Source organism: Kocuria sabuli (assembly GCF_040981185.1).
In the GTDB taxonomy this organism is placed as follows: domain Bacteria; phylum Actinomycetota; class Actinomycetes; order Actinomycetales; family Micrococcaceae; genus Kocuria; species Kocuria sabuli.
The window spans coordinates 31,364-47,619 of record NZ_JAVHZE010000009.1 but is presented as its reverse complement, the minus strand read 5'-3'; the positions used below and the strand labels follow the sequence as shown (position 1 = coordinate 47,619).

The window sequence follows — 16,256 nt, the reverse complement described above, 5'->3', positions numbered from 1 at the left end:
ACAGCCTCGCGGGCGCGGCGGCGGGCGCCGCGTCCGCCGGGTCCGGCCGGCCCCGGGCTCGGCCGCCGCCGGGCTCAGCCGCCGCCGAGGAGGTGGCGCAGGGTCAGGGCGTTGCGCACGGCGTGGCCGTGGCCGTCGTTGTTGAAGTACGCGTACACCTCGTGGCCGGCGCGGTCCCACTCGCGGATCCGCTCGGCCCACCAGGCCAGGTCCGCGTCCGGGTAGGACCCGGCGTAGAGGTGCTGGTGGTCCGGGCCGTGGAAGCGGACGTAGACCACCGGGGCCGTCGCCTCGAGGACGCAGGGCAGCCCCGCTCCGCTCATCACGCAGTACGCGGCGCCGTGCCGGCGCAGGATCGCGAACACGTCCGGGTGCACCCAGCTGTCGTGGCGGAACTCCACGGCCACCTGGATCCAGTCCGGCAGCGCGGCCAGGAACCAGTCCAGCCGCGCGTCGTCGCGCTCGTGGGCGGGGGCGAGCTGGACCAGGAGCACGGCCCGCCGGTCCCGCAGCTCGTGCCAGGACCCCGCGATGCGCTGCGCCCACACCTCCGGCGCGTAGAGCTTCTTGGCGTGCGTGAGACCGCGCGGGGCCTTGACCGACATCCGGAAGCCCGGCGGGAGACGACGGTTCCAGCCGGCGAAGGTGCTCTCCCGCGGCCACCGGTAGAAGCTCGCGTTGAGCTCCACGGTGGAGAAGACGCCGGTGTAGCGCGCCAGGCGTCCCGCCGGGGGTGTGCCCGGCGGATAGAGGACGTGCTCCCAGTGCTCGTAGCTCCACCCGGAGGTGCCGATGTGCCAGCCCATGCGTCCACGCTAACCGCACGGGGCGGCCCGCGGCGCCGTGCCGTCGTCGTGCCCGGCCCCGGGGCGGGGCACGACGACGCGGCCGGTCACCAGCGGGGGTGGACGCTCTCGCGGAAGTACGCGTCGTAGATCCGGCGGACGCCCTCGTCCAGCTCGCGGCCCAGCTCGCCGGTGTCCGCGGCCGAGGCGTTCGCGCGGGCCTGCTCGACGTTGCGCGCCCCCGGGATCACCGTGCTCACGCCCTCCTGGGCGATGACCCAGGCGAGGGCGGCCTGCGCCGTGGTCGTCCCGTCGGGCAGCAGCTCGGAGAACTCCTGGACGGCCTCGAGCCCGCGCTCGAAGTCGACCCCGGAGAAGGTCTCGCCGACGTCGAAGGCGGTGCCGGTCCGGTTGTAGTTGCGGTGGTCGTCCTCCGCGAACCGGGTGTCCTTGGTGTACTTCCCGGAGAGCAGGCCCGAGGCCAGGGGCACCCGGGCGATGATCCCGACGCCGGCCTCCCGCGCCATCGGCAGGACGGCGTCCAGCGGCTTGAGCCGGAAGGCGTTGAGGATGATCTGGACGGTGGCGGTGTTGCCGCGCGCGATGGCGGCCAGGGCCTCGTCGGTGCGCTCCACGCTGACGCCGTAGTGGCGGATCGCGCCCTCCTCGACGAGGGTGTCCAGCGCGTCGTAGACCTCCTGGTCGCTGTGCACGGACGTGGGCGGGCAGTGCAGCTGGACCAGGTCCAGGACGTCGGCGCCCAGGTTCCGCCGGGAGCGGTCCACCCACTGCCGGAAGTTGGCCAGGACGTAGTTCTCGGGGAGCTGGTCCACCCGGCGGCCCATCTTCGTGGCCACCGTGACGTCCAGCTCCGGGTTCTCCTGCAGGAACGCGCCGATCGTCTGCTCGCTGCGGCCGTCGCCGTAGACGTCGGCGGTGTCGAAGAAGGTCACCCCGGACTCCACGGCCGCCTCCAGGACGGCGGTGGCCTCGGCCGGCTCGACCTCGCCCCAGTCGGCGCCCAGCTGCCAGGTGCCCAGCCCCACGGTCGATACGGTCCGTCCGGTCCTGCCCAGTGTGCGGTGTTCCATGCGTCGTGTCATCCGTTCCGCGTTCGATGGAGATCTCCCCGACCCCGCGGGAGACGGCGCCCCGCAGCTCGGGTGGCACCGGGGACAACCATGCGGTGCGGTGTGCCCTGTGCGCAAGCACCCGCGCCGCGGCCGGGCCGCCGCGGCCGGGGCCGTACACGGGGGTGCCGGCGGACCCGCCCCGGCCGTGGAGTACCGTTCTGGCCATGACCGACGAGGGTGGTGCGAGCGCCGCACGCCCTCGGCGTGCCCCCAACATCCGGGACGTGGCCCGGGCGGCCGGGGTCTCCCACCAGACGGTGTCCCGGGTGATCAACGGCCATCCGAACCTGCGGGACTCCACGCGCCGGCGCGTGCTCGAGGCGATGGAGGAGCTGCGCTTCCGCCCCAACCGGGCCGCGCGGGCCCTGGTCACGAGCGAGTCCCGGATCATCGGAGCCCTGGTCTCCTCGGGGGCCGAGTACGGGCCCACGGCGAGCCTGCAGGCCGTGCAGACCGCGGCCAACGAGGCCGGCTACGTGGTGGACACCGTGCACATCGACCACGCGGACCGCGCCTCCATCGAGGCGGCGCTGGACCGGCTGGTGGGCCACGCGGTCGAGGGGCTGGTGCTCCTCGCCCCGCAGTCGCGCACCCTCGAGGTCATCGAGCAGCTGTCCATCAGGATCCCGTTCGTCACGGTGCACTCGCTGCACGGCGCGGACCACCGGATGTCGGTGGACCAGATGGCCGGCGCCCGGCTGGCCACCCGTCACCTGCTCGAGCTGGGGCACCGGCGCGTGCTCCACGTCCCCGGGTCCGAGGGGTGGGTCGAGACCGACGCCCGGCGCGAGGGCTACCGGGAGGAGATGGCCGCCTGGGGGCTCGAGCCCGTCCTGGCCGCCGCGGGCGAGTGGACGGCTGAGTCCGGCTACCGCGTGGGCCTCGCGCTGCGCGAGCGGCGGGACTTCAGCGCGGTCGTCTGCGGCAACGACCACATCGCACTGGGGCTGGTGCACGCGCTGGCGGAAGCCGGGCTGCGGGTGCCGGAGGACCTCAGCGTGGTCGGCTTCGACGACGTCCCGGAGTCCGCGCACTTCCTGCCACCGCTGACGACGATCCGGCAGGACTTCCCCGAGCTCGGCCGCCGCTGCCTGGCCGTGCTGCTGGCCGAGCTGCGCGGCGACGAGCCGGTCCGGATCGAGGACGTGGCGCCCGAGCTCGTGCGGCGGCGCTCCACGGCGGCACACCCGGCCTGACCCCGCCCTTTCCGCCGTTACCGAACTGTTATCAAATCCTGTGTCACAGATCACCCGACGGCACGGTACGGTAGCTCGGACATGCAAATGTGACCGTTCACATTCGGGTTCGCGGACCACACCGCGCGATCCGGAACGGGCGGTCCGAGCGACAACGAGGTCCACGGTGAGCCAGAGCAGCGATACCCCCACGTACGTCGTCGGCGTCGACTACGGCACCCTCTCCGGGCGGGCCGTGGTCGTGCGGGTGCACGACGGCGCCGAGCTGGGCTCCGCGGTGCACGAGTACCGGCACGGCGTCATGGACACCGAGCTGGCCGCCACGGGCGCGCCCCTGCCGCCCGAGTGGGCGCTGCAGGTGCCCGCCGACTACGTCGAGGTCCTGCGGCAGGCGGTGCCCGCCGCGGTGCGCGCCGCCGGCGTGGACCCGGCCTCCGTGGTGGGCATCGGCACCGACTTCACCGCCTGCACCATGGTCCCCGTGCTGGCCGACGGCACGCCCCTCAACGAGCTCCCCGGGCTCGAGGACCGCCCCCACGCCTACGTGAAGCTGTGGAAGCACCACGCGGCCCAGGCCCAGGCGGACCGCATCAACGACCTCGCCGCCCGGCGGGGGGAGCGGTGGCTGCCCCGCTACGGCGGGCTGATCTCCAGCGAGTGGGAGTTCGCCAAGGGGCTGCAGCTGCTCGAGGAGGACCCGGAGCTCTACCACCGGATGGACCACTGGGTCGAGGCCGCCGACTGGATCGTGTGGCAGCTGACCGGCAACTACGTCCGCAACGCCTGCTCGGCCGGCTACAAGGGGATCCTGCAGGACGGGGAGTACCCCGACCGGGACTTCCTGGCCGCGCTCAACCCCGGCTTCGCCGGCTTCGCCGAGGAGAAGCTGGACCGGGAGGTGGGCGCCCTCGGCGACATGGCCGGGACGCTCAGCGCCGAGGCCGCGGCCTGGACGGGTCTGCCCGCCGGCATCGCCGTGGCCGTCGGCAACATCGACGCCCACGTCTGCGCCCCGGCCGCCCGGGCCACCGCCCCGGGGCAGATGGTCGCGATCATGGGCACCTCCACCTGCCACGTGATGAGCTCGGACACCCTGCGCGAGGTGCCCGGGATGTGCGGTGTGGTGGACGGCGGGATCATCGACGGGCTCTACGGCTACGAGGCCGGCCAGTCCGGGGTGGGGGACATCTTCGGCTGGTTCACCGCCCACTTCGTGCCGGGCCCCCTGCGGGAGGAGGCCGCCGCCCGCGGGCTGAGCGTGCACGAGCTGCTCACCGAGCAGGCGAGCCGCGAGCCGGTGGGCGCCCACGGGCTCGTGGCCCTGGACTGGCAGTCCGGCAACCGCTCCGTGCTCGTGGACCACGAGCTCTCCGGACTGCTCGTGGGACTCACCCTCGCCACCCGCCCGCACGAGGTCTACCGGGCGCTGCTGGAGGCCACCGCCTTCGGTGCCCGCACGATCGTCGAGACGTTCGCGACCGCCGGCATCCCCGTCACCGAGTTCGTGGCGGCCGGCGGGCTGATCAAGAACGCGTTCCTCATGCAGGTCTACGCCGACGTGCTCGGCATGCCCATCTCCGTCATCGGCAGCGACCAGGGCCCCGCCCTCGGCTCCGCCATCCACGCGGCCGTGGCCGCCGGCGCCTATCCCGACGTCCGGGCCGCCGCCGAGGCGATGGGCCGGCTCGAGCGCTCCGCGTACACCCCGGACCCCGCCCGCACCGAGGCCTACTCGGCGCTGTACGCGGAGTACACCGCACTGCACGACCACTTCGGCCGTGGCGGCAACGACGTCATGCGCCGGCTCAAGGCGCTCCGGCGCCACGCCCGATCCGCCCAGGAGGTCTCCGCATGAACACCGTGACGCCCGAGCTCGAGGAGCGCATCGCCCGGATCCGGCAGGAGGTCGCGGACCTGCACACCGAACTCGTGCGCTACGGCCTGGTCGTGTGGACCGCCGGCAACGTGTCCGGGCGCGTGCCCGGGACCGACCTCTTCGTCATCAAGCCCAGCGGCGTCAGCTACGACGAGCTCGGCCCCGACAACCAGATCCTGTGCGACCTCGACGGCCGCCCCGTGCCCGGGACCCCCGGCGCGGAGCGCTCGCCGTCCAGCGACACGGCCGCCCACGCCTACGTGTACCGGCACATGCCCGAGGTCGGGGGAGTGGTGCACACCCACTCGCCCTACGCCACGGCGTGGGCCGCCCGCGGCGAGCCCGTCCCGTGCGTCCTCACCGCCATGGCGGACGAGTTCGGCGGGGAGATCCCGGTCGGGCCTTTCGCGATCATCGGCGACGACTCGATCGGGCGCGGCATCGTGGAGACCCTCGCCGGGCACCGCTCCCGGGCGGTCCTCATGCGCAACCACGGTCCGTTCACCATCGGCAAGGACGCCCGGGACGCCGTCAAGGCCGCGGCCATGCTCGAGGACGTGGCCCGCACGGTCCACCTGTCCCGCCAGCTCGGCGAGCCGCTGCCCATCGAGGCCGGGCACGTCGACGCCCTGTTCGACCGGTACCAGAACGTCTACGGCCAGCAGCCCGCCACCTCCCCCTCGATCCCAGGAGCGCACTCCCTTGAGCCCTCTCAGCACCGCCCTTGAGCCCTACGAGGTCTGGTTCCTCACCGGCAGCCAGGACCTCTACGGCGAGGACACGCTCCGCCAGGTGGCCGAGCAGTCCCGCGCGATCGTCGGGATGCTCGACGACGCCGGCCTGCCGGTCCGGGTCGTCTGGAAGCCCACCCTCAAGGACGCCGCCTCGATCCGCCGGACCGCGCTGGAGGTCAACGCCGAGGACCACGTGATCGGCGTGGTCGCGTGGATGCACACCTTCAGCCCCGCGAAGATGTGGATCACCGGCCTGGACGCGCTGCGCAAGCCGCTGCTCCACCTGCACACCCAGATCAACGTCGCGCTGCCGTGGGGCGAGATCGACTTCGACTTCATGAACCTCAACCAGGCCGCGCACGGGGACCGGGAGTTCGGCTACATCCAGACCCGGCTCGACGTCCCGCGCAAGACCGTGGTGGGCCACGTCTCGGCCCCCGAGGTCACCGGGCAGATCGCCTCCTGGCAGCGCGCGTGCGCCGGCCGGGCCGCGGTCCAGGGGCTGCGGATCGCCCGGTTCGGGGACAACATGCGCAACGTCGCCGTGACCGAGGGCGACAAGACCGAGGCCGAGCTGCAGTTCGGGGTCTCCGTGAACACCTGGGGCGTCAACGACCTCGTGGCCGTGGTGGACGCCCAGTCCGAGGACCGTGTGGACGAGCTCGTCGCCGAGTACGAGGAGCTCTACGACGTGGTCCCCGAGCTGCGCCGCGGCGGCGAGCGCCACGAGTCCCTGCGCTACGGGGCCCGGCAGGAGCTCGGGCTGCTCCAGTTCCTGGAGGACGGCGGCTTCGGCGCCTTCACCACGAACTTCGAGGACCTCGGCGGGCTGCGCCAGCTGCCGGGCCTGGCCGTGCAGCGGCTCATGGCCCGCGGCTACGGGTTCGGCGCGGAGGGCGACTGGAAGACGGCCCTGCTGGTCCGGGCGGCGAAGGTCATGGGCGCCGGGCTGCCCGGCGGCGCCTCCCTGATGGAGGACTACACGTACCACCTGGTCCCCGGCGAGGAGAAGATCCTCGGCGCCCACATGCTGGAGATCTGCCCGAGCCTCACCACGGCGAAGCCCTCCCTCGAGGTGCACCCGCTGGGCATCGGCGGCAAGGAGGACCCCGTGCGCCTGGTGTTCGACACCGACACGGGCCCCGGCGTGGTCGTGGCGATGTCCGACATGCGCGACCGCTTCCGGCTCACGGCCAACACCGTGGAGGTCGTGCCCCCGGACGCCCCGCTGCCCCACCTGCCGGTGGCCCGGGCCGTGTGGCGCCCGCACCCGGACCTCGCGACCTCGGCCGCGGCGTGGCTCACGGCCGGTGCCGCCCACCACACGGTGCTCACCACCGCCGTGGGCGCGGACGTGGTCCGGGACTTCGCGGACATCACCGGCACGGAGCTGCTGCTCATCGACGACTCCACCACGCTGCGCGAGTTCCAGCGCGAGGTGCGCTGGAACGCGGCGTACTACCGCCTCGCGCAGAAGCTCTGACCCACCGACCCACGGACATCCGGGCAGCGACGCCCGGACCGACGAAAGGCACGACCATGATCGCCAGGACCACTGTGCAGAAGACCCTCACCGGGGTGACCGCCCTGACCCTCGCCCTGGGTCTCACGGCCTGCGGCGGCAGCCGCGGCGCCGGCGGGGAGGAGGGCTCGAACGAGGGGGCCCGGATCGGCGTGGCGATGCCCACGCAGCAGTCCGAGCGCTGGATCGCGGACGGGGAGAACGTCAAGGCCCAGCTCGAGGAGCTCGGCTACGAGGTGGACCTCCAGTACGCCAACGACGACATCCCCACCCAGATCTCCCAGATCGAGAACATGATCAACGGCGGGGCCAAGGCCCTGGTGATCGCCTCGATCGACGGCACCACGCTGACCAGCGTGCTGGACACGGCCGAGACCCAGGAGATCCCCGTGATCGCCTACGACCGCCTCATCAACGAGTCGGAGACCGTGGACTACTACACGACCTTCGACAACTACGAGGTGGGCGTGCAGCAGGGCACGTCGCTGCTCACCGGCCTCGGGGTCCTCGACGAGAACGGCGAGCCGACCGGCGAGAAGGGCCCGTTCAACGTGGAGCTCTTCGCCGGCAGCCCCGACGACAACAACGCGACCTTCTTCTGGGACGGCGCGATGGACACGCTCCAGCCCTACCTGGACGACGGCACGCTCAACGTCCCCAGCGGCCAGACCGAGTTCGAGCAGGCCGCCATCCTGCGCTGGCTGCCGGACACCGCCCAGGACCGGATGGAGGACCTCATCACGGTGGGCGGCGGCGACCAGCTCGACGGCGTGCTCTCCCCCTACGACGGGCTCTCGATCGGCATCATCTCCGCGCTGCGCTCCGGCGGCTACTCCCAGGACGAGCTGCCCGTGGTGACCGGCCAGGACGCCGAGATCGGATCCGTGAAGTCCATCGTCAACGACGAGCAGTACTCCACGATCTTCAAGGACGTCCGTGAGCTCGGCGAGCGCGCGGTGCTCATGGTGGACTCCCTCATGAAGGGCGAGGAGCCCGAGGTCAACGACGAGGAGACCTACGACAACGGGGTGAAGGTGGTCCCCGCCTACCTGCTCGAGTCGGAGATCGTCACGAAGGACAACTACCAGGAGGCCCTCGTGGACAGCGGCTACTACGAGGCGTCCGAGGTCGAGTGACCGCGACCGGCCGGGCGGCCCGACGCCGCCCGGCCGGTCCGTCCCACCCACCACCATCCAGCTCGAGACGAGGAGGCCCGCATGAGCGAGCACGTTCTGGAGATGCGCCGGATCAGCAAGTCCTTCCCCGGCGTCAAGGCGCTGCAGGACGTCACCCTGGCCGTCGCCCGCGGCGAGGTCCACGCGATCTGCGGGGAGAACGGCGCCGGCAAGTCCACCCTCATGAAGGTGCTCTCCGGCGTGTACCCGCACGGCACCTACGAGGGGGACATCGTCCTGGAGGGCGAGACCGTCTCCTTCCGGGACATCAAGGACAGCGAGCGCAGCGGGGTGGTCATCATCCACCAGGAGCTGGCGCTGTCCCCGTTCCTGTCCGTCGGGGAGAACATCTTCCTCGGCAACGAGCGCGCCACCCGCGGGTTCATCAACTGGAACGAGACCAACGCCAGGGCCGCCGACCTGCTCCGGCGCGTGGGCCTCGACGTGAACCCGAGCGTCCCGGCCGGTGACATCGGGGTGGGCAAGCAGCAGCTCGTGGAGATCGCGAAGGCGCTGTCCAAGGACGTGAAGCTGCTCATCCTCGACGAGCCCACGGCGGCCCTGAACGACGAGGACTCCGCGCACCTGCTGGGCCTGGTCCGGGGTCTGCGCGAGGACGGGATCACCTGCATCATCATCAGCCACAAGCTCAACGAGATCCGGGCGATCGCCGACTCCGTGACGATCCTCCGCGACGGGCAGACCATCGAGACCCTCAGCCTGCACGACGGGTCCGTCACCGAGGACCGGATCATCAAGGGCATGGTGGGCCGCGAGCTCACGAACCGGTACCCGGAGCGGGTCCCCGACATCGGTGCGGAGGTGCTCCGCGTCGAGGACTGGACCGTGCACCATCCCCAGGAGCACTCGCGGGTGGTCGTGGACGGGGCCCGCCTGACCCTGCGGGCGGGCGAGATCGTGGGCATCGCCGGGCTCATGGGCGCCGGGCGCACGGAGCTGGCCATGAGCATCTTCGGGCGCAGCTACGGGTCCAACATCACCGGACGGCTGTACAAGAACGGTGAGGAGATCACGGCGCGCACCGTCAGCGAGGCGATCCGGCACGGCATCGCGTACGCCACGGAGGACCGCAAGCGCTACGGGCTCAACTTGATCGACGACATCAAGCGGAACATCTCCTCGGCGGCCCTGGGCAAGCTCACGTCCGCGGGCTGGGTGGACGGCGGGCGCGAGACGCTGGTGGCGCAGGACTACCGGACCAGCATGAACATCAAGGCGCCCTCGGTGTCCTCGATCACCGGCAAGCTCTCCGGCGGCAACCAGCAGAAGGTCGTCCTGTCCAAGTGGATGTTCGCCGATCCCGACGTGCTCATCCTCGACGAGCCGACCCGCGGCATCGACGTGGGCGCGAAGTACGAGATCTACACGATCATCAACGCGCTGGCCGCGCAGGGGAAGGCGGTCCTGGTGATCTCCTCCGAGCTGCCGGAGCTGCTGGGGATCTGCGACCGGATCTACACGCTCGCGGAGGGCCGGATCACCGCCGATCTGCCCATCGCCGAGGCCACCCCCGAACGACTCATGCAGCACATGACCAAGGAAAAGGACTGACCCATGGTTTCCACCCTCGCCGACGAGGAGCGGGCCCTCGCCAGCAGAAGCCCCCAGAAGAACTCCACCGTGGCCGGTGCCGGCCGGTTCCTCATGAGCCGGCTCCGCCAGATCGGCATCTTCCTGGCCCTGCTGGTGATCGTGACGCTGTTCCAGGCCCTCACCGGAGGCGCGCTGCTCCAGCCGGACAACGTCTACAACATCATCGTCCAGAACAGCTACATCCTGCTGCTGGCGATCGGCATGGTCATGATCATCGTGGCCGGGCACATCGACCTCTCGGTCGGCTCCGTGGCCGCGTTCGTGGGCGCCATGTCCGGGATCATGATCCGGGACTGGAGCCTGCCGTGGTGGGCGGCCCTCGTCGCCTCCCTCGCGGTCGGCGCGCTCGTCGGGGCCTGGCAGGGCTTCTGGGTGGCCTACATCGGGATCCCCGCCTTCATCGTCACCCTCGCCGGCATGCTCGTCTTCCGCGGTCTGACGCAGATCGTGCTCGAGAACCAGCGGATCACCGGGTTCCCGCCGGAGTACCGCCAGCTCGGCGGCGGCTCCCTCTTCCCGGGCCTGTTCCCGCCCGCGACCAACATCCTGGACTGGACCACGGTGGGCATCGGCCTCATCGCCACGGCGCTGCTCGTGGTGAGCCAGCTCCGGGGCCGGGCCAACCGCGCGAAGCTCGCCCTCGAGGACGAGCCGCGCGCCTGGTTCCTCACGCGCCTGGTCTTCGGCGTCGTCGTCATCCTCGCGCTGACCTTCCTGCTGGCCAGCTCGCGCGGCGGCACGCCGATCGTGCTCGTGGTCCTCGGCGTGCTGGTGGTCGCCTACAGCGCCGTGATGAACCGGACGGTCTTCGGCCGTCACGTCTACGCCCGCGGCGGCAACCTCCAGGCCGCGCAGCTCTCCGGCGTGAACACCAAGCGCGTCGACTTCCTGCTGTTCGTCAACATGGGCGTGCTGGCCGCCCTCGCCGGCCTGGTGTTCACCGGCCGGCTCAACTCCGCCGGACCGGGCGCCGGAAGCCTGTTCGAGCTGGACGCGATCGCCGCGGCCTTCATCGGCGGCGCCGCCGTGACCGGTGGGGTGGGCACGATCATCGGCGCCATCACCGGCGGTCTCATCATGGGCGTGCTCAACAACGGCATGTCCCTCATGGGGGTGGGGATCGACTACCAGCAGTTCATCAAGGGCCTGGTGCTGCTGCTGGCGGTCGGCTTCGACGTCTTCAACAAGCGGCGGGCGTCCAACGCCCTGAAATGACGGACGAGCCCGTCCGGCGCGGTCGCCGGACGGGCTCGTGGTCACCGCCCACCGCGGCGCCCTTCCGGGGCCGCGGTGGGCGCCGTCGTCTAGCGGCGGCCGTTCTTGTTCTCGCGACGCTTGGCCATGACGCGGCTGAAGACGGCGGTGCCGACCATGAACAGGATCTTGCGCATGCTGGTGCTCCTTCCGTTGTCCCGATCGGATCCGTTCCGGCCTGCCGGGACGGATCCGGGCGGCCCGCGGCACGCCTGCCGGCGTGCACGGTGCGGACCGCAGTGGTTCCACGCTACGGGGTGCGGCCCGAAAAGGTAAGCGGGCTGAAGGATGTCCGGTGGCGGGTCGTCGCCGGGCGCGTCGTCGAAGGCCGCGACGACGTCGGGGCGGTGCCGCGCGGCACCGCCCCGACGTCGTCCTCGTCCGGAGGTCAGTCCTCCGGCAGCTTCGCGGTGAGGATCTCGCGGATGTAGTCGCGGTTGACGGCGGACACGCTGAGGCCGTCGCCCCCGTAGTGCTCCACGCACATGGGCCCGTCGAAGCCGGCCTCCAGGGCCATGCCGATGGCGTCGCGGTAGTTGATGTAGCCCAGGGCCAGCGGCGCCGGGGCGGAGGCGTAGGAGCCGGTGGCGGGGTCGTGGTCGCGGAAGTAGTTCTTCAGCTGCCAGTAGTTGGTGTGGGGCAGCATCGTGGTCAGCATCTCGCGCCAGTCCTCGACCTCGCGGTGCAGGCGGACGATGTTGCCGATGTCGGGGCACAGGCCCACGTTGGGCAGGTCCACGGCGGTGACGAGCTCCACGGAGCTGTCGGCGGTGCCGAGGAAGGTGCCCTCGTACATCTCCAGGGACAGGCTGACCCCGCGCTCCCCGGCGTACTCGCCCAGCTCCCGGAAGCGCTCGGCGGCCTTCTCCCGGTTCTCCGGGGTGTCCTCGTCCTCGGCGCCCGGTGCCAGCCAGAACCAGGCGGCCTCCTTCTGCGCCTCCGTGAACGGGTCGTGCAGGCCCAGGCAGACCATGGGCGCCTCGAGGTCCACGGCGGCGTCGATGGTGCGCTTCGTGTAGGCGATGTTCTCCTGCGCCCGGTCCTCGTCGGGGGTGATCACGCTCTTGCGGGTCACCGCGATGTCGCTGAAGGCGAGGCCGTAGGAGCGGGCCGTCCCGAGCAGCTGCCGGCGTCCGTCGGCGGTGAGGTCCGCCGGGCGGACCCAGGAGTCGGTGAGGTCGACGTGGTCGAAGCCTGCGAGACGGACCTCGCGCAGGGTCTGCTTCCAGGCCCCGGGGCCGGCCGCGGTGCGGTCGCGGCCGTCGGCGGTGGTGCCCGTGAAGTTCAGCAGGGCGGCCCCGATGGGCCAGGTCTCGGGGGTGTGCGGCATGGTGCTCTCCTTGGTGGGTGGTCTGGGCGAGGGGGTCACGCGGCGAGGGCGTAGACGACCCACGCGAGGGCGAAGGCCATGAACCCGATCGCGGTGGCGATCACGGTCCACGTCTTCAGCGTGGTCACGGTGTCGAACCCGCAGAACTTGCCGATCAGCCAGAAGCCCGAGTCGTTGACGTGCGAGAACGTGATGGAACCCGCGGAGATGGCGACGACGATGGCGGCCAGCGCGACCCCGGACAGCCCCAGCTCCGCGACCGCCGGCGCCATGATGGAGCCCGCGGTGGTGGCGGCCACGGTCGCGGAGCCCTGGGCCACGCGGAAGGCGATCGCCACGAGGAAACCGGCCAGGATGACGGGCAGCCCGGCCGCGTCCAGGCCACCGGCGATGGTGGAGCCGATGCCGGTCTCGGTGAGCACCCGGCCGAAGGCGCCGCCGGCGCCGGTGATGAGGATGATGGAGCAGACGGGGGCGAGGGCGTTGTCGACCAGGTCCTCCAGCGCGCCGCCGATGGTGCCCCGGCCGCGGCGCGGGCGCAGGTACAGCAGGTACATCGCGAACAGCGTGGCGATCAGCAGGGCGATCGGGGTGCTGCCGATGAGCCGGGACAGGCGGAAGAGGACGTTGTCCTCGCCGACGACGTCGCTGGCCTCGAGGGTGGTGAACAGGGTGTTGAAGAAGATGAGCACCAGCGGCAGCAGGAGGACGAAGATGATCGTCCAGAAGCCCGGGCGGGGGGTGTCCTCGTCGAGGTCCGCCTCACCGAGCAGGTTGGGCACGGGCATGCCCGGGTAGCGCTTGGCGATGACCAGGCTGAGCCGGTAGCCGGCGAGGTACCAGGTGGGCAGGCCCACCAGCAGGGCGATCAGCACCACCATGCCCACGTCCGCGCCCATGACCGTCGCGGCCGCAGTGGGGCCGGGGTGGGGCGGGGTGAGGGCGTGCATCATCAGGAAGGCGCCGATGGAGGGCAGCACGTAGAGCATGAAGGACCCGCCCAGACGCCGTGCCACCGTGTAGATGATCGGCAGCATGACGATGAACCCGGCGTCGAGGAAGATCGGGAAGGCGTAGAAGAGGGAGGCGACGGCCAGGGCCAGGGGCGCCCTCTTCTCGCCGAAGCGCCGCAGCATCGCGTCCGCGAGCACCTGGGCGCCGCCCGAGATCTCGACCAGACGGCCGAGGACCGCGCCGAAGCCCACGAGCAGGGCCACGTTGCCCACGGTGGTGCTGAACCCTGCCACGACCACCGCCACGACGTCGGCGACCCCGATGCCGGCGGCCAGCGCCGTGAGGAGGCTGATGATGATCAGGGCGAAGAACGCGTGCAGGCGGAGCTTGATGATCAGGAACAGCAGCGCGGCGATCGCCGCGACCGCGATGGCGATGAGCGCCCACGTGGGCCGTTCCGCCAGGACGAGGGCGTCCGCCGTGGCGGCGGGAAGAAGGATGTGCATAGCTGAATCACCTTTGATCAGGATGCGAGCCGCCCACTCTCTCGCTGTGGCGTGGACCACATCCGGCGGGCCATTGGCCAATACCCTATAGGATATTGGTGAGCTGTCCAGCCTGTTGTGGAATCGGCGTCATAGTGGGGCTTCTGGCTCCGCACCCGGCCCGGCCGGCACGTGGGACAATTCCTGTCAGGGCGGACGCGAGCGAGGGAAGCGGCATGGAGAAGGACGTTTCGAGTGGCGCGTGGGTGCAGCGCAGCATCCTCGCGGACCAGGTCTACAAGGAGATCCTCTCGCGCCTCATGGACGGGCAGCTGAAGTCCGGCGACCCCATCAGCATCGACGGCACGGCTCGTGAGCTCGGCGTCTCCCCGACGCCCGTCCGGGAGGCCCTGGCGCGGCTCGAGTCCACGAACATGGTGGTCCGCGCCGCGCTGCGCGGCTACCGCGTGGCCCCCCTGCTCACCCACGAGGAGCTGCTCGACCTCATGGACGCCCGGCTGCTCATCGAGCCGTACAACGCCGAACTGGCCTGCACCCGCGCGGATCCGCCGTTCCTGGCGGCCCTCGAGCGCTCCATCGACGACCTGCGCGAGGCGCCGAACGGGCCCCACTTCTCCGACTACCGCTCCTACTGGGAGGCCGACGAGCGCTTCCACCGCCTCATCGCGGAGCAGGCGGACAACAAGTTCGTCCTGGGCGCCTACGAGTCCCTCGGGGGGCACGTGCACCGGTGCCGGCTGTTCAGCGGCCTGGGGGTGCAGGACGCCCGCAGCGCCATCGAGGAGCACGCGCGGATCCTCAAGGCCCTGCGCCGGGGGGACGCCGCGGCCGCCCGGATCGCCATGGCCGGGCACATCTGCGGAGTGCGGGAGCGGGCGATCCACGAGTACGAGAGCGCCGACCGGGTCGACCGGGGGGCCCGGAGCGAGAGCGCCTGAGGCCCGTTCCGGCCCCGGTGGTGCGACGCAATGTGGTTGACACCACACTCGGGCCCGTGGATCCTATAGGAAACACGGCGAAGACTTGATCCGGTGTCCGAGGTCGTTCCCGACCCGCGCTCCGATGCCGCCGTGTCCCAGGCGGAACACGTGCACATCAGAGGAGATGGCGATCATGACTCAGCGCTCAGTGGCAGTTGTCGGTTCGGGATACATGGGCGGGGGCATCGCCCAGGTGCTGGCCCTCGGCGGGGCGCGGGTCGCGCTCGCCGACATCTCCCAGGAGATCGCCGAGAAGAACCTCGAGCGCCTGCTCGGCGAGGCGGAGCAGTTCGTCGCGGACGGGCTCTTCCCGGCGGACGCGGTCGAACGCCTGCGCGAGAACCTGTGGGCCGCCCCCAGCATCGAGGAGGCCGTCGCGGACGCGTCCTACGTGGAGGAGGCCGTCCCGGAGATCCTCGACATCAAGCACGGCACCCTGCGCCGGATCAGCGACGCCGCACCGGCGGACGCCGTGATCGGCTCCAACACCTCCACCATCTCCATCGCCCAGCTCGCCGAGGCCGTCGAGAACCCGGGCCGCTTCCTCGGCGTGCACTTCTCCAACCCCGCGCCGTTCATCCCCGGCGTCGAGGTCATCCCCCACGAGGGCACCACGCCCGAGACCGTGGGAACGGCCCAGGAGATCGTCGAGCTGACCGGCAAGAAGTCCGCCGTGGTCAAGGACGTCACCGGGTTCGTGCTCAACCGCCTGCAGTACGCCCTGTTCCACGAGGCCGCCCAGCTGGTCGAGGAGGGCATCGCCTCGGCGGAGGACGTGGACACCCTGGTGCGCACCACCTTCGGCTTCCGTCTCCCGTTCTTCGGGCCCTTCGCGATCGCGGACATGGCCGGGCTGGACGTCTACTCCTTCTGCTACGCGTCGCTGCAGACCTCGTTCCCCGAGCGCTTCGCCACGCCCGCGGTCCTCCAGGACCTCGTCGACGCCGGGAAGCTCGGCACCAAGTCCGGCGCCGGCTTCCTGCAGATCCCCGCCGAGCGGTCGAACGACCTCGTCGCGTACCGCAACAAGGCCTACGTGGCCATGGGCCGCCTGCTCGACGAGCTGGGCCCCAGCCCCGTCGACGAGGAGACCGCCCAGCAGGGCGGCGCGTCCGCCGACGCGGGCTGAGCCGGCAGCAACAGCAGATACTGTCGGCAGGAGCGGTGCCCGGCGCCGCTGTCCTGCCGGCGACCCTC

At 71.3% G+C, this 16,256-nt stretch carries 13 protein-coding genes; 9 read left to right on the top strand and 4 right to left on the bottom strand.

The window, feature by feature from the left end:
• Positions 1-74: 74 nt before the first annotated feature.
• Both RE027_RS10430 and RE027_RS10425 read right to left on the bottom strand, forming a co-directional pair.
• Positions 75-806, bottom strand: coding sequence for a DUF72 domain-containing protein (locus RE027_RS10430; protein WP_368808193.1), 732 nt, complete (start codon positions 804-806; stop codon positions 75-77).
• A gap of 86 nt (positions 807-892) precedes the next feature.
• A complete protein-coding gene (locus tag RE027_RS10425) occupies positions 893-1,876 on the bottom strand; it encodes an aldo/keto reductase (RefSeq protein WP_368808192.1) in 984 nt (327 codons plus the stop codon).
• Positions 1,877-2,082: 206 nt separating this feature from the next.
• On the opposite strand from RE027_RS10425, the gene RE027_RS10420 reads away from it, so the two are divergent.
• The 7 genes from RE027_RS10420 to mmsB all read left to right on the top strand — a co-directional run bounded on the left by RE027_RS10420 (position 2,083) and on the right by mmsB (position 11,250).
• Positions 2,083-3,114 (top strand): LacI family DNA-binding transcriptional regulator, encoded by a 1,032-nt coding sequence (locus RE027_RS10420; RefSeq protein ID WP_368808191.1) that lies wholly within the window; start codon positions 2,083-2,085, stop codon positions 3,112-3,114.
• A 166-nt stretch (positions 3,115-3,280) separates the two neighbouring features.
• Entirely contained in the window at positions 3,281-4,969 is a 1,689-nt protein-coding gene (araB, locus tag RE027_RS10415; protein ID WP_368808190.1) for a ribulokinase, read from the top strand.
• A complete protein-coding gene (locus RE027_RS10410) occupies positions 4,966-5,718 on the top strand; it encodes an L-ribulose-5-phosphate 4-epimerase (RefSeq protein ID WP_368808189.1) in 753 nt (250 codons plus the stop codon). The genes araB and RE027_RS10410 overlap by 4 nt, the downstream gene beginning before the upstream one ends.
• The gene (gene araA / locus RE027_RS10405) at positions 5,693-7,207 is read left to right on the top strand and encodes an L-arabinose isomerase (protein WP_368808188.1); all 1,515 of its coding nucleotides are present in this window, start codon (positions 5,693-5,695) and stop codon (positions 7,205-7,207) included. Before RE027_RS10410 ends, araA begins: the two co-directional genes overlap by 26 nt.
• 56 nt (positions 7,208-7,263) lie before the next feature.
• Complete coding sequence (gene chvE, locus RE027_RS10400) at positions 7,264-8,382, top strand: multiple monosaccharide ABC transporter substrate-binding protein (RefSeq protein WP_368808187.1); 1,119 nt, start codon at positions 7,264-7,266, stop codon at positions 8,380-8,382.
• A gap of 81 nt (positions 8,383-8,463) precedes the next feature.
• On the top strand, positions 8,464-9,993 hold the full coding sequence (gene mmsA / locus RE027_RS10395; protein ID WP_368808186.1) for a multiple monosaccharide ABC transporter ATP-binding protein: 1,530 nt from the start codon (positions 8,464-8,466) through the stop codon (positions 9,991-9,993).
• A 93-nt stretch (positions 9,994-10,086) separates the two neighbouring features.
• Positions 10,087-11,250, top strand: a complete 1,164-nt coding sequence (gene mmsB, locus RE027_RS10390) for a multiple monosaccharide ABC transporter permease (RefSeq protein WP_368808299.1) — start codon at positions 10,087-10,089, stop codon at positions 11,248-11,250.
• Positions 11,251-11,677: 427 nt separating this feature from the next.
• Here mmsB and RE027_RS10385 read toward each other — a convergent pair whose 3' ends face one another.
• Both RE027_RS10385 and RE027_RS10380 read right to left on the bottom strand, forming a co-directional pair.
• Complete coding sequence (locus tag RE027_RS10385; RefSeq protein ID WP_368808185.1) at positions 11,678-12,619, bottom strand: sugar phosphate isomerase/epimerase family protein; 942 nt, start codon at positions 12,617-12,619, stop codon at positions 11,678-11,680.
• 35 nt (positions 12,620-12,654) lie between these two features.
• Positions 12,655-14,079: a GntP family permease gene (locus RE027_RS10380; RefSeq protein WP_368808184.1), complete on the bottom strand. Its 1,425-nt coding sequence runs from the start codon at positions 14,077-14,079 to the stop codon at positions 12,655-12,657.
• Between the two features lie 215 nt (positions 14,080-14,294).
• On the opposite strand from RE027_RS10380, the gene RE027_RS10375 reads away from it, so the two are divergent.
• Positions 14,295-15,017 carry a GntR family transcriptional regulator gene (locus RE027_RS10375; RefSeq protein ID WP_368808183.1) on the top strand — a complete coding sequence of 241 codons (723 nt, stop codon included), beginning with the start codon at positions 14,295-14,297 and terminating at the stop codon, positions 15,015-15,017.
• Between the two features lie 175 nt (positions 15,018-15,192).
• Positions 15,193-16,188: a 3-hydroxyacyl-CoA dehydrogenase family protein gene (locus RE027_RS10370; RefSeq protein ID WP_368808182.1), complete on the top strand. Its 996-nt coding sequence runs from the start codon at positions 15,193-15,195 to the stop codon at positions 16,186-16,188.
• Positions 16,189-16,256 lie beyond the last annotated feature (68 nt).

Coding starts and splice junctions, on each gene's coding strand:
- RE027_RS10380 (WP_368808184.1), bottom strand. CDS start 14,079: ATGCACATCCTTCTTCCCGCCGCCACGGCGGACGCCCTCGTCCTGGCG.
- chvE (WP_368808187.1), top strand. CDS start 7,264: ATGATCGCCAGGACCACTGTGCAGAAGACCCTCACCGGGGTGACCGCC.
- mmsA (WP_368808186.1), top strand. CDS start 8,464: ATGAGCGAGCACGTTCTGGAGATGCGCCGGATCAGCAAGTCCTTCCCC.
- RE027_RS10370 (WP_368808182.1), top strand. CDS start 15,193: ATGACTCAGCGCTCAGTGGCAGTTGTCGGTTCGGGATACATGGGCGGG.
- RE027_RS10425 (WP_368808192.1), bottom strand. CDS start 1,876: ATGGAACACCGCACACTGGGCAGGACCGGACGGACCGTATCGACCGTG.
- mmsB (WP_368808299.1), top strand. CDS start 10,087: ATGAGCCGGCTCCGCCAGATCGGCATCTTCCTGGCCCTGCTGGTGATC.
- RE027_RS10385 (WP_368808185.1), bottom strand. CDS start 12,619: ATGCCGCACACCCCCGAGACCTGGCCCATCGGGGCCGCCCTGCTGAAC.
- RE027_RS10420 (WP_368808191.1), top strand. CDS start 2,083: ATGACCGACGAGGGTGGTGCGAGCGCCGCACGCCCTCGGCGTGCCCCC.
- RE027_RS10410 (WP_368808189.1), top strand. CDS start 4,966: ATGAACACCGTGACGCCCGAGCTCGAGGAGCGCATCGCCCGGATCCGG.
- RE027_RS10430 (WP_368808193.1), bottom strand. CDS start 806: ATGGGCTGGCACATCGGCACCTCCGGGTGGAGCTACGAGCACTGGGAG.
- RE027_RS10375 (WP_368808183.1), top strand. CDS start 14,295: ATGGAGAAGGACGTTTCGAGTGGCGCGTGGGTGCAGCGCAGCATCCTC.